General features: G+C 49.1%; 11 protein-coding genes and 3 pseudogenes. All 14 read right to left on the bottom strand.

Going from position 1 to position 13,098, the window contains the following annotated elements; genetic code table 11:
• Positions 1–626: DUF6602 domain-containing protein (locus ACTNBK_RS15290; protein WP_441147396.1), on the bottom strand; the 626-nt coding region annotated here is incomplete at its 3' end.
• Between the two features lie 18 nt (positions 627–644).
• The gene (locus ACTNBK_RS15285; protein ID WP_441147394.1) at positions 645–1,412 is read right to left on the bottom strand and encodes a hypothetical protein; all 768 of its coding nucleotides are present in this window, start codon (positions 1,410–1,412) and stop codon (positions 645–647) included.
• Between the two features lie 13 nt (positions 1,413–1,425).
• Positions 1,426–2,247 carry an AlbA family DNA-binding domain-containing protein gene (locus ACTNBK_RS15280; RefSeq protein WP_441147392.1) on the bottom strand — a complete coding sequence of 274 codons (822 nt, stop codon included), beginning with the start codon at positions 2,245–2,247 and terminating at the stop codon, positions 1,426–1,428.
• A gap of 9 nt (positions 2,248–2,256) precedes the next feature.
• Positions 2,257–3,354 carry a restriction endonuclease subunit S gene (locus ACTNBK_RS15275; RefSeq protein ID WP_302667656.1) on the bottom strand — a complete coding sequence of 366 codons (1,098 nt, stop codon included), beginning with the start codon at positions 3,352–3,354 and terminating at the stop codon, positions 2,257–2,259.
• Positions 3,354–4,004 (bottom strand): annotated as a pseudogene (locus ACTNBK_RS15270) (HsdM family class I SAM-dependent methyltransferase); the annotation flags it as partial. The gene ACTNBK_RS15275 and the pseudogene ACTNBK_RS15270, both read right to left, overlap by 1 nt.
• 80 nt (positions 4,005–4,084) lie before the next feature.
• Positions 4,085–5,692, bottom strand: coding sequence for a recombinase family protein (locus ACTNBK_RS15265; RefSeq protein ID WP_441147390.1), 1,608 nt, complete (start codon positions 5,690–5,692; stop codon positions 4,085–4,087).
• Positions 5,689–6,486, bottom strand: coding sequence for a recombinase zinc beta ribbon domain-containing protein (locus tag ACTNBK_RS15260; protein WP_441147400.1), 798 nt, complete (start codon positions 6,484–6,486; stop codon positions 5,689–5,691). The genes ACTNBK_RS15265 and ACTNBK_RS15260 overlap by 4 nt, the downstream gene beginning before the upstream one ends.
• Positions 6,487–6,492: 6 nt before the next feature.
• Positions 6,493–7,050, bottom strand: a pseudogene (locus ACTNBK_RS15255) (VirB6/TrbL-like conjugal transfer protein, CD1112 family); the annotation flags it as partial.
• Between the two features lie 86 nt (positions 7,051–7,136).
• Positions 7,137–7,220, bottom strand: a pseudogene (locus ACTNBK_RS15250) (Maff2 family mobile element protein); the annotation flags it as partial.
• Between the two features lie 91 nt (positions 7,221–7,311).
• Positions 7,312–8,982: a recombinase family protein gene (locus ACTNBK_RS15245; protein ID WP_002584321.1), complete on the bottom strand. Its 1,671-nt coding sequence runs from the start codon at positions 8,980–8,982 to the stop codon at positions 7,312–7,314.
• The gene (locus ACTNBK_RS15240) at positions 8,983–9,180 is read right to left on the bottom strand and encodes a hypothetical protein (protein ID WP_002592708.1); all 198 of its coding nucleotides are present in this window, start codon (positions 9,178–9,180) and stop codon (positions 8,983–8,985) included. It lies immediately after the preceding gene.
• A 241-nt stretch (positions 9,181–9,421) separates the two neighbouring features.
• Positions 9,422–10,759 (bottom strand): virulence-associated E family protein, encoded by a 1,338-nt coding sequence (locus tag ACTNBK_RS15235; RefSeq protein WP_002584323.1) that lies wholly within the window; start codon positions 10,757–10,759, stop codon positions 9,422–9,424.
• Complete coding sequence (locus tag ACTNBK_RS15230) at positions 10,728–11,372, bottom strand: CHC2 zinc finger domain-containing protein (RefSeq protein WP_002584324.1); 645 nt, start codon at positions 11,370–11,372, stop codon at positions 10,728–10,730. Before ACTNBK_RS15230 ends, ACTNBK_RS15235 begins: the two co-directional genes overlap by 32 nt.
• 65 nt (positions 11,373–11,437) lie before the next feature.
• Positions 11,438–13,000, bottom strand: coding sequence for a MobQ family relaxase (mobQ, locus tag ACTNBK_RS15225; protein WP_441147398.1), 1,563 nt, complete (start codon positions 12,998–13,000; stop codon positions 11,438–11,440).
• Positions 13,001–13,098 lie beyond the last annotated feature (98 nt).

Genomic DNA, 13,098 nt, shown 5'->3' with positions numbered 1-13,098 from the left:
CCGGAAATCTGCATCGTCTTAGCCCCTTTCAGATGCCGTTTGGCATTCTGCACAATTTGACAGGTAAAAGTTCGTTGACTTTTTCGATTGAAAAATGTCATTTCATAACAGTCTATTTGCTTTTCTTCTGAAAGTCGTTCTTGGATATATCCTTTTGTGCTTCTGTCGTATTTATAACCAAACTCTTTATACAAGCGCTGCTTTCCAATTCGAGTTTTATAGGCAAACAACGCTAATTTTATATGTTTTGTTTCACCATGCAACAGGAAAAATTTATTTTTTTCAATAGTTTCGGTTAAATCGTCCAAGGTCGCATTTCCCTTAACTTCTATGATCATTATGCAATCATGGGGATCTACCAGAAAAGCATCTCCGCCTAATTGACGTCTATAGAAATTTTTCCTGCACACAAGGATGTCGCATTGCGGGCTTTGATGATTGGCCCATGCAATAAAGCCGGTAACAAATTCCAGCATTTGGAACCGTTCCTGGAGGCAATTTTTGAGGATGTTTTCTCCACATCTACCCATCTCAGCATGATGTTGTAATTTTTCAGCTATAAAATATTTACAAAACAGAAGTTCTTCCGAATATTCCTCATATATCTTTGTAACATCTTCTTCCATAATAGACCTCTTGCTAGCTTAAAATTTTTGTTTAGAAGTCTTTTTGAGCATTCGATAGCCATCTGTTCCACTTATCTCAAGCATAGAATATTTCGTTAACATCTTCTCTAAGCTTATGCGAATTTGGACAGGAGTGTAGGAAGTTAATGCCCCTTGGTTAATGATGGACTTAGTCCAGTTTCTCTGCTGGTTGTAGAGGGTCCAAAACCGGTTTATATCAAAACTGGAATTCTGTGTCGCTATTTGTTGCACCATTGCGTTCAGCGTATTTCGATCTTCCTCCGAAACGCCTTGCGGAATCATATTTCCCATAGCAGAAGAAATGTTCTGTGCCGTAACTCCTGTGCAAGCATTATTAAAATCATCCATAATAAACTGAGATTCTATATTGGCTAAAATATTTTGGGTTATCTGAAAGGAATTCTTTTGGAATGTCTTCATGAGCAACTGTTGTTCCTGAATCTCTGACACATACTCATACAGTTGATTCAGTGCTGTGTAGCTGGTCGCATCCATTTTTCTGACAAAGTAATGTTTGTACTTGTTCCAATAATCCGTTTCCATCAAGGGAAGCGATTCATAGAACGCGGTTTCATTCAGTTGTCCGTCCACAATAAATGTGGAAATTTCCCGTAACCGCTCCTGGAATTCATCAATTTGAAGCACGATAAGAGAAGCTGCATCAATCTTTTGCTTCCGCTCCTGCAATATATAGGTTGCAAGGGCAAAGCTGCCTACGACAATAAGTAAAATATTTGCCCAGTTCTCTGAAATAAATTTCACCATTAATAAAGCCCCCTTACTGCAAATCAAGCACTCGCTCAATTTTCTTCTTCTTTTTATCAATTAGTGAGGCAATAAACTCTTCGTAAGATTCATCAGGATACAGTGGATTTTTTACTGGCGCATACTCATATGCGCCAGTAAATCCTTTCGCCAACGCAGCTAAAGTTTTTAAGGCCTGTGCAAACGGAATGTCTTCAGGATTTTTTATCTTGGAAATTGTCGGCTCAATATGGTTATACAGGATTTTAAGTTGTTCAAGATGCTCCTCCAAAACCAGGGGTTTTCCAGTTACAGGGAAGATGTGCTTGATTCGGCGCTCTAGAATATGAGATAATTCTTCTTCTGTAACTTGTTCATCGGATGTTCCACGTCGTATATAAATAGTAGAGGGCTTAATATTGGAACCTTCTTTTCGAGATATGAATGGTAAAAATTGGGGAGTGTCTTCAACAAAAAGCATTTGAAATTGTTTTCCATTCAATGCCTCATACTCAGATGTTTGGTAGCTAAAATCATATACATCATACTTCAAACTGGAAGAAATATATGGCTTTATCCATGTCCCTATCTGCTCTTTGGCCTGTAACTCTTTCAACCCATTACATGAAAATGTTTTATCGTCATTTTCATGTACGCCAAAAACAACAATTCCACCACCATAATTTGCTAAGGCAAGCATTAATTTTGCCAGCTTATCCTTCTCAATCCACTCTTGTTTAAAATCAATGGCGTTGTGTTCGCCCGTTTGGTCCTGCAAGAATTCACGAAAGTGATCCAATGTTGGTTCTTGAAGAAGTCGATATACAGTATCTTTTATTTGTTTAGGGAATTCCATAAGTTTACCTCACCCAAAATATTCCTGCATCAGCGCCTTTTTCAGTGTTTCCAGCTTTTCAAGGCTGTGGCTGACGGTGGTTTTCATTTTTTCGGTCTGCTTTACAAAGAAAACATATTTGTGTTGTTCATGCAAAGATGGTCGAATATATTCCATGTTCATAAAGGGCTTCTGTGTTATTTTTTTTAAATCTCCTGCGTCTTGAAAACGTGTAAAATTGATGTGCTCCATCAGTGCGCATAGAAAAAGCAGGTCATATTTTTGTGTATCATAGTCACTTACATACATGGCGTTATCAGTGATCCAAAGCGGTCCTTCAACAAAACGAACATTACCGCTCTGAAACCCAACACGACCAACAACAAGAGTATTATTTTTTATCATGGGGTCATCTGTATACCATGAAACACCGTTACCACCGTAAGCAGGAATACCAGAAGTAAAGCGTTTTGATTCAGGCAGAAACTTTCCATTTGATAATTTGAAAAAGTTTATTCCTTGTTCGGTTGGTAGCCCTTTACTATTGTAGATAGGCTCTCCAAACATCTCCACAAATCTAGCCTTGACCATCTCATCCAGCTTGTTAAGCTGCTGGCGGCGTTTGGAAATCAGGTGGCTGACCTTATCCAGCACCGCCGCAATTTTGCGCTGTTCGTCAAAAGATGGGAGTGGAATGTGTAAATCAGCTATGTGTTCATTTCTCAAATTATTTATGTTAGCCCCCGCTGATGCTGCTGAAATATGGTTGCGGTAATAAGGGGACTGAAAGAAGTGTCCCATGTATTCACAGCATTCTATTTTAGGGCGTACAACTTTGCAAAACGCTCCAAATACCATAGGTAAGTCTTTATCTACAAATGCGGCCTTTCCAACTAGTTCCTTACTGCCGCTAGACGTGCATACAAGTATGTCTCCCTGCCTTAAATATTGAGATTCACTTACTTTATTTTTTGAAACATATACCACATCATCAATCACGATTTTTCCATTTTGAATGTTGTTTGCACGCAATAAAATAACACTGTTGTTATTTAGATTATCATGCAAATCCGCTGGTTTATATGAAACCCCCCGGATTTGCTCTATAATATCTCCTAACTTTGCCATCACAGCATCCCCTCCAATTCCGCCAGCCCTGCGGTGATCTCCGCCTCCAGCGCATGCAGGTCTTTCATCAGCTCTTTTGTCGGGGGATATTCCACCGGCACATACTCTTCCTTTTTATATTTATTGATGGACAGATCATAGTCGTTGTCGGCAATCTCCTGCCGGGGTACCAAAAAGCTCTGCGCGGTGCGGGGGCGGTCGGCTTCCTGATCGAGGTTGTGGAACCGCTGGATGATGTCGGGGATGTCGTTGTCCGAAATTTCGCTGCGCTTGTCGTCCAGAGAAAAGCCGTCGGCCTTCATGTCATAGAACCACACGTTTTCGGTGCCGCCCGCGCCGGTCTTGGTGAACACCAGCACTGCCGTGGACACCCCCGCGTAGGGCTTGAACACGCCGGAGGGCATGGAGATGACGGCCCGCAGCTGATGGTTCTCCACCAGTTCCTTGCGGATGGCTTTGTGGGCCTTGGATGAGCCGAACAGCACCCCGTCCGGCACGATGCAGGCGCACTGGCCGCCCTTTTTCAGCATCCGCAGAAACAGCGCCAGAAACAGCAGCTCGGTCTTTTTGGTGTTGGTCACCGCTTTCAGATTGTCGTGGATGCTCTCCGCGTCCACGGTGCCCTTGAACGGTGGGTTTGCTGATGTTAAGCAAAGACTAAAAAAATATGGGCTGTTCAAGCCCACATGCGAAGGAGCGGTACCCGGCAATCCAGGGCCCGCTCCTTCTGTTATTCTGCTGTATTCTCCTGCCCAATCAACCGGGCAATCTCATCAGAGAATCGATAGATGATCTCCACCCTCATGCCGCTGTACACATTCACACGGTCGATAAAGAACAGGAGCATTTCATTGGTCAGCTCGTCCGCAGTCAGCGTCCGGCGGGCCATATCGCAGGTCTCCGTTAATTCGTGGTTTCTGCTCTGAGAAAGGGCTAAAAGCTCCTTTTCCAGCCGCTCTTTCTCGGAGCTGAGGCTGTCGTTCTCCGCGTTCAGTTTATCGCGTTCCATGAGGTATATATCCCTCTGAAGTCGTCCTTCGGCATACCGCTCGTAAGCACTGACCCGGCTGACGGAAATCTGCTTCATGCGTTTCTCAATCTGTTCCAGCCGAAATCTGAGGTTTTCCTCTGTGCCTTCGCTGGCCGCTGCCGCCGCATACAGGCGATCATCTGCATCCACCAGCAGACGGAGCTTCTCAATCAGGTCGTTCTTCACGATGCGCTCCAGGTCGGCCTCAATGAACCGTTCGCCCACCGGGCAGGCGGTTTCTCTGTTGGATACAGACTTGAGGCAGGTGTAGTAAATCACCGGGGAGTGTTTCTGCCGCTGCATGGTGCGTCCGCAGGCCCCGCAGTGAACCAGACTGCGCAGCAGATACTGATCAGGACTCCGCTCATACCCCTTGCGGATTTTACGGAACACTTTCTGTGCTTCTTCATACTCGCTTTCGCTGACAATGGCTTCATGGCAGTCCGGGATGATCTGCCACTCGGATTCATCCGTCCATACCGTCCGAGGATTGTCCAGCCCCTTCCAGCGGCGCTGATTCATGACCATCACGCCGGTATACTCCCGGCGCTTCAGAATCTCCCGCACATTGCTGACCGTCCAGCAGGCTTCCTTAGAAGCAGTGCGGAACTTTTTGCTGTCGGGATTCATCCGCATATAATAGGCCGATGGCGTTTCCAGCTTATAATCGTTCAGGACAACGGCAATCTCTGCCGCCGTTTTTCCTTCCAGCGCAAGGTCAAAGATTTTCCGCACCACAGGCGCGGTATCCGGATTGGGAATGATCTTCCGTTTCACATCCGGGTCTTTCATGTATCCGTATGGAGCCTGCGAAGCTACGAACTCGCCCTTGCTCTTTCTGGTACTCATGACGGTTTTGATCTTCTGGGACAGGTCGCGGCTGTAATAGGAGTAGACGATGTACTTCATGACCACTTCCATGCCGGCCGTGGAGCCCTTGTAATCATCGCTGTCATACCCGTCGTTGACGGCAATGAAGCGAACGCCCAGGAACGGAAAAATACGCTCCAGATAGTCGCCGATCTCCACATAGTCGCGGAAAAAGCGGCTGAAATCCTTACAGATGACCACGTTTGCCTCGCCGTTTTTCAGGCTTTCAATCATCCGCTCAAAGGACGGACGGTTGCCGTTGGTGCCGGAGTAGCCGTCATCGATGAACTCGACCACTTCATAGCCGTCAAACTCCCGGCGGGCGCGGATGAACCGATACAGCAGCGTGCGCTGATTGGCGATGCTCTCGCTCTCGGTCTTGAATTTCAGGTCATCGTCGGCATCCGACAGGCGGATGTACAGGTACAGTTTCTTCACCGGGCTTCACCTCCTTCCAATTCGTGATAAGCCGCTTCCAGTGCGTCCCGTTCCTCCTGAAAGCAGAATATGATCTCCAGCCTGTGCTGGGCATAACCTGTTTTATATACGTTGATGTGGTCAATCATCGCCTGGGCGATTTCCGGCGTCAGCTTCCGCGCCTTACGGATATTCCGGATGTTCACAAGCCACTTGTTCTCATCGGAAAGCATCCGGTTCAGCCTGGCCAGTTCTACCGACAGCTGATTGAGGCGGGAACTCTGCTCCTGATATGCGGTGTCAAAACGGGTTTTCAGCTCCATATAGTCCCCGGCAGAGAGAATGCCGTCCACATAGTCATTGTAGAGCTGCTCCCGTTTGTTCTGATAACCGGACAGCTGATTACCGACTTCCAGCATTTCCTGCTGAAGTTCGGTCTGCCGTTTCGTCTGAATACCGCTGTCCTTCAGCCGCCCGGCTACTTCCTCAAAATCCGCGAACAGGGCAAACTGTGTCTGGATTGCGTTCCAGACAATCGGCGCGAGCTTTTTCTCCGAGATGCCGACGGCAACATCGCAGCGGCCATACTGCTTGTTCCGGCAGTTGTACCGGCCTTCTTTTTTCTCGCCGTGGCGGCTGTAACCGAGGTTGGAGCCGCAGTGCCCGCACCGGACGATTCCGCTTTTGAAGATCTGCGGATGCTTTTCGCGGTAATTCCGGCTGGCTTCCAATTTGGCCTCATTCTCACGGCGGCCTGCCTCCAGAATTTCTCTGACCTGATAGAAGTCGCCCCGGCTGACCAGTGCCTCATGCATATCCGGCAGGATAATGATGATGGACAGGATATGCATGGTCACGCCCACGATCATGGACTGGAACCACAGGCCGATCAGGCTGGAAAGCTCCATGGCCATCAGCGTTTCCTCAAGCCCCTCTGTGACAAGCTCGATATCCGTATTGCCCACGATAATGCCGGCGGCGTTGTTCACCACCGTCTGAGAAACGTCAAACACCGCCATGACGATATTCCAGGTGTTGGACACGATCAGGATGGCGCAGGCTGTTTTGAACACCCACATGAGAATCGACCAGGTGTCGAAATCATGCATGTTGTTCTTATCCATAATGATGCGGATGAATTCCATGGTCATGACCAGCGCCAGAATGATACCGGCTATGGGCAGGATCACGTTGTTGGAAAGGTTTTGAATCATATGGAAGATTCCGCTGTTCCAGCCCTGCGGGGTCTGACCGACCTGCGCCGCAATATCTCCGACCTTCGTGTTTACCGAGTCCACCATCCCCGTCAGGTTGGATGCAATCGCACCGGCAAGAAGCTCCTTGAGCCATTCGGTCAGCGTGTTGAGCAATAAATCCAATCGGCATCGACCTCCTTTCCGGCTCCCCCTGCGCTATGGCAGGGGGAACCCTGGATTTTACTCACTTCTGTCTTGCTGTGCAGCGATTAACCGAAAAGACCGGTAAGCAGGGGAACAAGGGTCATGCCGATGAGAGCCACGCCGCCGCCCGCCATGAGCTGTTTCATCCCCAATTAGGTGTAAAAACTCTGCTCGATGGCGGGCGGCGGCGTACAAAAAATCTATATGGTGTTGTTAAGAGAACCGTCCCGGCGGGACAGGTCAGGCAGTGACCTGTTCCACCTCCGGGATGGGTTTGAGATTAAAATGAATTTCGATAGAAATGTGTCTTGTTTTATCTTCGTCAATGCGCTCATGCACAACGATTTCTTTGATTAAGCGGTTGAGGGTGGCTGCGTCCAGCTCTGTGATGTTGGCGTATTCCTGAATGGCTTCCACCCATTGTTTTGCATCATTGGCAAGCTGGACTTCATCGGACAGCCGCTTTCTGCCCTCGGACACTTTTGTTTTAAGCTCCGTCTGCTCGGTCTGTGTCTTTTCCAGCATGGTGTTGAAATTCTGCTCACTGATACGCCCTGCAATCATATCCTCATAAAGCCGCATGACCATTTTGTCCAGAACCTCAATCCGTTCCTCGTCCCTTGTAAGGGAGCGTTCCATTGCTTCCCGCTGTTCCCGCTGCTCGGCTTCACAGGTATTGGTCAGGCGGTCGGCAACCGCTTCCCCGTCCATCAGGGCAGCTCTGGCACATTCCCGGATTTTCCGCAGCACATGGCTGTAAAGGGTGTCATAATCAATCCGGTGCTGGGTGCAGTGGTTCTTTCCAAAGGCATTGTAGGTCTTGCAGGAGTAAATCCGCTGGGGATGTTTAGCGTTTGTGTAGCGTACCGTCAGCGACTTCCCACACTCGCCGCATTTTAACAGTCCGGCAAACAGGCTGATTTCATTGGTCTGCCCCGGACGCTGGCGGGATTTCAGCTTGTTCTGCACAATGTCAAAGCTCATGCTGTCAATCAGCGGTTCATGCTGTCCCTCCACCACAATCCAGTCCTCCGGCTTCTTTTCCCCAATCGTGCCGATTTTGAAGCGGTAGTCCTTTTTCTGGGAAGCAATCGCCCCGGTGTAGACGGGATTCATCAAAAGGTCTTTGATAACGGAGAAGTCCCACATATACCGCCCGTTTTCTGGGTCTTTCTTTTCCCATTTGGTGCGGGTATTGCGAAGCCCCCGTTCCCGGTTCCACCATGTAGGGCAGGGGATTTTTTCTTTCTCCAGCCGTCTGCGGATATAGTTCGGACCATGACCGTTCAGGGCATATCCGAAAATCAGCCGCACAATCGGGGCGGTTTCCTCGTCAATGAGCAGATGGTTTTTGTCCTCCGGGTCTTTCCGATACCCAAACGGGGCAAGACACCCGGTAAACTGTCCTTTCTGCGCTTTCAGAAGATAAGAGGAATGGACTTTCTTGGAAATATCCTTGCTGTACATCTCGTTCAGGATATTCTTGAACGGGGCAATGTCGTTGTTATCCCGCAGGGTGTCGATGCCGTCATTCATGGCGATATAGCGGACACCGTTTCTTGGGAAAAAGTCCTCAATCAAATGCCCGGTTTGCAGATAATTACGCCCCAGTCGGCTGAGGTCTTTCGTGATGACAAGGTTGATCTGCCTGCGCTCAATGGCTCTCAACATTCTCTGTAGGTCAGGACGCTCCATGTTAAGACCTGTGAAGCCATCGTCCTGATAGACTGCCACAACCTCCCATCCCTGCTTTTCGCAGTATTTTTCCAGCATATCACGCTGGTTTGCGATACTGGCACTTTCGCCTTGCAGGTCATCGTCCTTTGACAGCCTGCAATAGACCGCCGCACGATAACCCCCGGCAAGTGCCGAACCGATTGTTCTGTATTCCATTTCGTTCATCATAGCCATTTACCCACACAATCCAGACGGTATCTGGCTCTTTTGAACCTCATCTTCATTATAGCCTATATCTTTCTTTTTAGCAAGATATTCTTTTGCATTTGTCTTTCCGTATTTCTGGGAAATCAGGCTGACGAACACATCAGTGGCGTCAAGCTCCCCGTCAAATACAGTGGTCACATGAATCTCTGTTTTGTTTTTTGCCATAGGCAGTTATCCTCCATACATGAAAATAGCCAGACAGAGGGTGTCGGCAACGAAGTCCGGCAACGGACTTCAAAAGACCTTGCAAACAATCTCAATCTGGCGATGGTTACTATTTATACTTTTCTTTTATTTTTTTGTTGTTTTGGTTGTTATAAGGGAGAAAAGCCCGGAAATAAGGGGTTTTTCCCGGCAACCGGCTCGGCAACGGGATAACAACAGGGGGTGCAACGGGCTGTCCTTTTCAGAATGGAAGCTCCATCTGTTCTGTGACCTCCACAAAACCGTCCATCGTTTTTTCAGACGGGTTGCCGGAGTCCGTTGCCGGGTTTTCACGCTCCCAGCCCTTTTGTCTGCCATATTCGGAAAACATTCTTGGGTTTGGGAAGTACCGCCAGCTGGAAATGCACTGGTTCATAATCTCGTTGATTTCCCGGATTTCCCATTGCTTCGGCTCGTCAAAAGCATGGTTCAAGGCTTCCTTATAGAGCTGCTTGGAGCAGACCATGCTCCCGGTGTATTTATCAAGATACGCCTGTATCATCCCGGCTTTGGTGTCCTCCGGCATAAAATCCCGCTGGTGTTCTTTGAGATACCGCTGCATGGCGGGGCTGAAAGCCAGCTTGAACCTGCCGCTTTTATAAATCTCCATCGCTTCCGCCCACATCTGCCCGATATAGGCTCTGGAAGCGGCTTCATCCTCCAAAATGTGAACTTCCGCCTGCTCCGGGTACACCATGACCGGGATAAAGCGGCGGTTGCCGGAACGGTCAAGGGGCAGGAAGTCAAGGGCATTGGAAGTGCCGCCAAACACGCACTGACGGGGGCGGTCTGCCGGGTGGGTTTCATAAGGTATCTTGTAGACCTCTTTCTGCCGGCTTAAAAATGACTTGATTTCCTCAATGCTCTTGGCGTTGGCGGTTGCCATCATTTCCGACATTTCAATAATCCAGTGACCTTGCAGCTTGCGGTACACATTGTCATCGTCCAGCTTCCGCAAATCATCGGAGAACCACTCGTCCCGGACTGCCAGCAGCCGGAAGAAGGTGGACTTTCCAGCCCCCTGACCGCCTACCAGACAGAGCATGATTTCAAACTTGCACCCCGGCTGAAAGGCTCGTGAGATTGCACCCAGCAGGAACAGCTTCAACGCTTCATAGGTGTAATCGTCTGCGTCAGCCCCCAGAAAGTGCCGCAGGCAGAAGCGGATTCGCTCTGTCCCGTCCCACACAAGGGTATTGAGATAGTCCCGGATGGGATGGTACTTGTTTTCATTCGCCACAATCCCGATGGCGTTATCAATCTTTTTCTCATTGGTAAGCCCGTAGGTTTCTTCCAGATAAAGAAGCAGATACTTCATGTCCGTATCGTTCAGGGCGGTGCTTTCTCTGTGAAAACCGATGGGCTTTATGATGTCCTTGCGGTCAGTCAGGATGTTGTATGCGATAGCCCCTGAAAGCAGAGGGTCACGTTGGAATACGGTCAGGCAGTTCCGTATGCTCTGACGGACACCGCCTTTCTCGGTGGTTTCCAGCCCCGCCTTGATTTCCTCAACGCTCTGGGGCGGCTGCATGGCGTTCATAGTGTTTTTTAGTTCTTGCTGCGTCTGCGGCTGCAAGTTCTGCCATTCGCTGTTCAAGCTGTATCACATCCTTTCCGTAGTCCGTAATCAAATCCGCTTTTTCCTCTGTTTCCCCGAACAGCAGCACATCCAGCAGATATTCCACTTGGGCTTGCTTCTGTAAGGCTTCCACAAACCGGGGATGAAAGGCTTCCTCCGGGGAGTGCGGGGCGTAGTCCGTTCTCCATGCCATCAGCAGATGGAGATAATCGGCAAGAATACGGAAGCAGCGATTCTTTGCTTCCTGAAACTGTTCCTCCGGGGATTTCTGCCGGGTCTTGGGCTTTTTTACCTTTCCCGGCGGTTTCCAGTCCTCATAGGAAAGCCCGAAGTCCTGTGCCAGCTGTACGGCGGCTTCTTTCTTTCCCAGCCCATACAGGGCGGCGGCAAAATCAATCACATCCCCATCCGCACCGCAGCCGAAGCAATGGTAACGCCGATCCAGCTTCATGCTTGGGGTTTTATCGTTATGGAACGGGCAGCAAGCCATCCCGTTCCGACCTACATGGATTCCATAATACTCCGCAGCCTGTCTTGTTGTGACGGACTGCTTCACAGCTTCGAATACATTCAAATCTATCCCTCCTTGAAAATAAGAAAAGCACCTGACATTCTCTAATTGAAAATGGCAAGTGCCTGTTAAAGTTCCATATCCTGTTGTCTGTGTTTCTCCTGTGCCGGGGCGGTTCTTTGTGCTTTTTTCTCGTCAGTCTTATCCTGCAAGACTTCTTTGATGGGCTGCTTCTTGGGCGGCTCTTTGCTTTCCTCTGTGCCGGGTGTGGCTTTCCGTACCCAGTAGCGGATGTCCCGCAGCTTCTTCAAATCCTCCTGTACCTCGGTCAGTGGTACTTTCAGCTCTGCGATTTCGCTGAGAAGCGTTTCCTGCTCCTGTTGCAACTCATTTTTCGTTTTATCCTTATCGTCCGGGTGCTTGGCAAGGTAGTCAGCGGCTTTCTCATACCGGGCAACCTCCGGGTGTTCCTGTTTGAATTTCCCCTTTATTTTCTTAAAAAATATCTTCTGGTACTTCTCATAGACAGCCTTACATTCCTTGCAGTCTGTCCGGCTGGCAAGAATCCCGTCAATCACTTTGCTCCGGGCTTCCTTTGGCTTCATCTGATTGCGGTAATCTGCGGCTGATTTCCCGGAAGATTCCAGAAACGCTTCTAAGTCCTCCACAGTGGAAAGCCCCTTTTGCCGGAGATAGGACAGGGCTTCGCTGACTGCCTTTAAGTCCTGTGAAGTTCCCCGGTTCTGTCCAGCCCTTGTCCAGTCCTTCCGTTCTTCCTTTCGTATCTCCATATACTTCATCAGCAGATTGGGAAGAAGTGTCGCTTCCTCCGCCGCCTTTTGTGCAAGCAGCTCCTTCCGTTTTTCTCCCAGCTCGGTAATCCAGCCTTTGAGGTTTTGGATAAGCTGCCGGATGGACTTCATCAGGCGGTTGGCGGCTCTGATTTCCCGGTTCAGGTTGCCGATATTCGTCTGGATACCTCGCTTTTCCATCTGCCGGACAGCAGTCCCCTCATGGACAGTGGGGACTATATCAAGCCCCTGTCTGGCATAGGAACGCAAGTCCACACGCTCCGGGCGGTCATTGGCGTCCAGATAGCGGTTCTGGATAACCTCCCATTCATGCCGCCAGATTTCACAATACTTCTGGTCGTTCCAGTCCACCGTATCCTCCTTGTGGCTTTTCCACCTGCCGGACGGCAGCTTTATCCGTTCCCCATTCTCGTCAAGGTCATAAACCTTGCGGCTCTTGGGAAGCCATTTTCCATGTTCATCCATTGCCCGCATGGTCAGCAGGACATGGGCGTGGGGATTGTGTCCCGGCGGATGGGGGTCATGGATGGCAAAATCAGCAATCATGCCTTTGGAAACAAACTGCTGTTCACAAAACTCCCGTACAAGGACAGCGTACTGGTCGGGCGGTATCTCTCTGGGAATGGTAAGCACCCACCGCCTTGCAAGCTGGGAGTTCCATTGCTTTTCCACCGCTTCGGCGGCATTCCATAAAGTATTGCGGTCTGCATATTCCTGTGGAGCATTTGCCGGGAGCAGGATTTCATTGTGGACGATACCACGCTTTTCCGGGTAGTGCTTTACTTGCTGGTCGTATTCACAGAACAGCTTTTCGCCGCTTTGGTAAGCAGCGGCGGCAACCGCAGACTGCCGCTGGCTGCGCTGAAGATAATGTACAATAAATTGCGCAAATTGGAAAGAGCATAAAAGAAGACATAGCTTGCAGGCTCTGGTAGAATGAAGTCACGACACACCATTCTGAAAGGAGACAGCAAACT

It is taken from the genome of Intestinimonas sp. HCP28S3_D6, assembly GCF_052065695.1.
In the GTDB taxonomy this organism is placed as follows: Bacteria; Bacillota; Clostridia; order Oscillospirales; family Oscillospiraceae; genus Intestinimonas.
The sequence above is the reverse complement of the archived record's forward strand: the minus strand, read 5'-3'. Positions and strand labels throughout refer to the sequence as shown.

What these genes read in the sequence shown, in the direction of transcription:
- ACTNBK_RS15280 (WP_441147392.1), bottom strand. Translation starts at nt 2,247, where the DNA reads ATGGAATTCCCTAAACAAATAAAAGATACTGTATATCGACTTCTTCAA.
- ACTNBK_RS15275 (WP_302667656.1), bottom strand. Translation starts at nt 3,354, where the DNA reads ATGGCAAAGTTAGGAGATATTATAGAGCAAATCCGGGGGGTTTCATAT.
- ACTNBK_RS15235 (WP_002584323.1), bottom strand. Translation starts at nt 10,759, where the DNA reads ATGAACGCCATGCAGCCGCCCCAGAGCGTTGAGGAAATCAAGGCGGGG.
- ACTNBK_RS15240 (WP_002592708.1), bottom strand. Translation starts at nt 9,180, where the DNA reads ATGGCAAAAAACAAAACAGAGATTCATGTGACCACTGTATTTGACGGG.
- ACTNBK_RS15285 (WP_441147394.1), bottom strand. Translation starts at nt 1,412, where the DNA reads ATGGTGAAATTTATTTCAGAGAACTGGGCAAATATTTTACTTATTGTC.
- ACTNBK_RS15260 (WP_441147400.1), bottom strand. Translation starts at nt 6,486, where the DNA reads ATGCATGAGGCACTGGTCAGCCGGGGCGACTTCTATCAGGTCAGAGAA.
- ACTNBK_RS15245 (WP_002584321.1), bottom strand. Translation starts at nt 8,982, where the DNA reads ATGGCTATGATGAACGAAATGGAATACAGAACAATCGGTTCGGCACTT.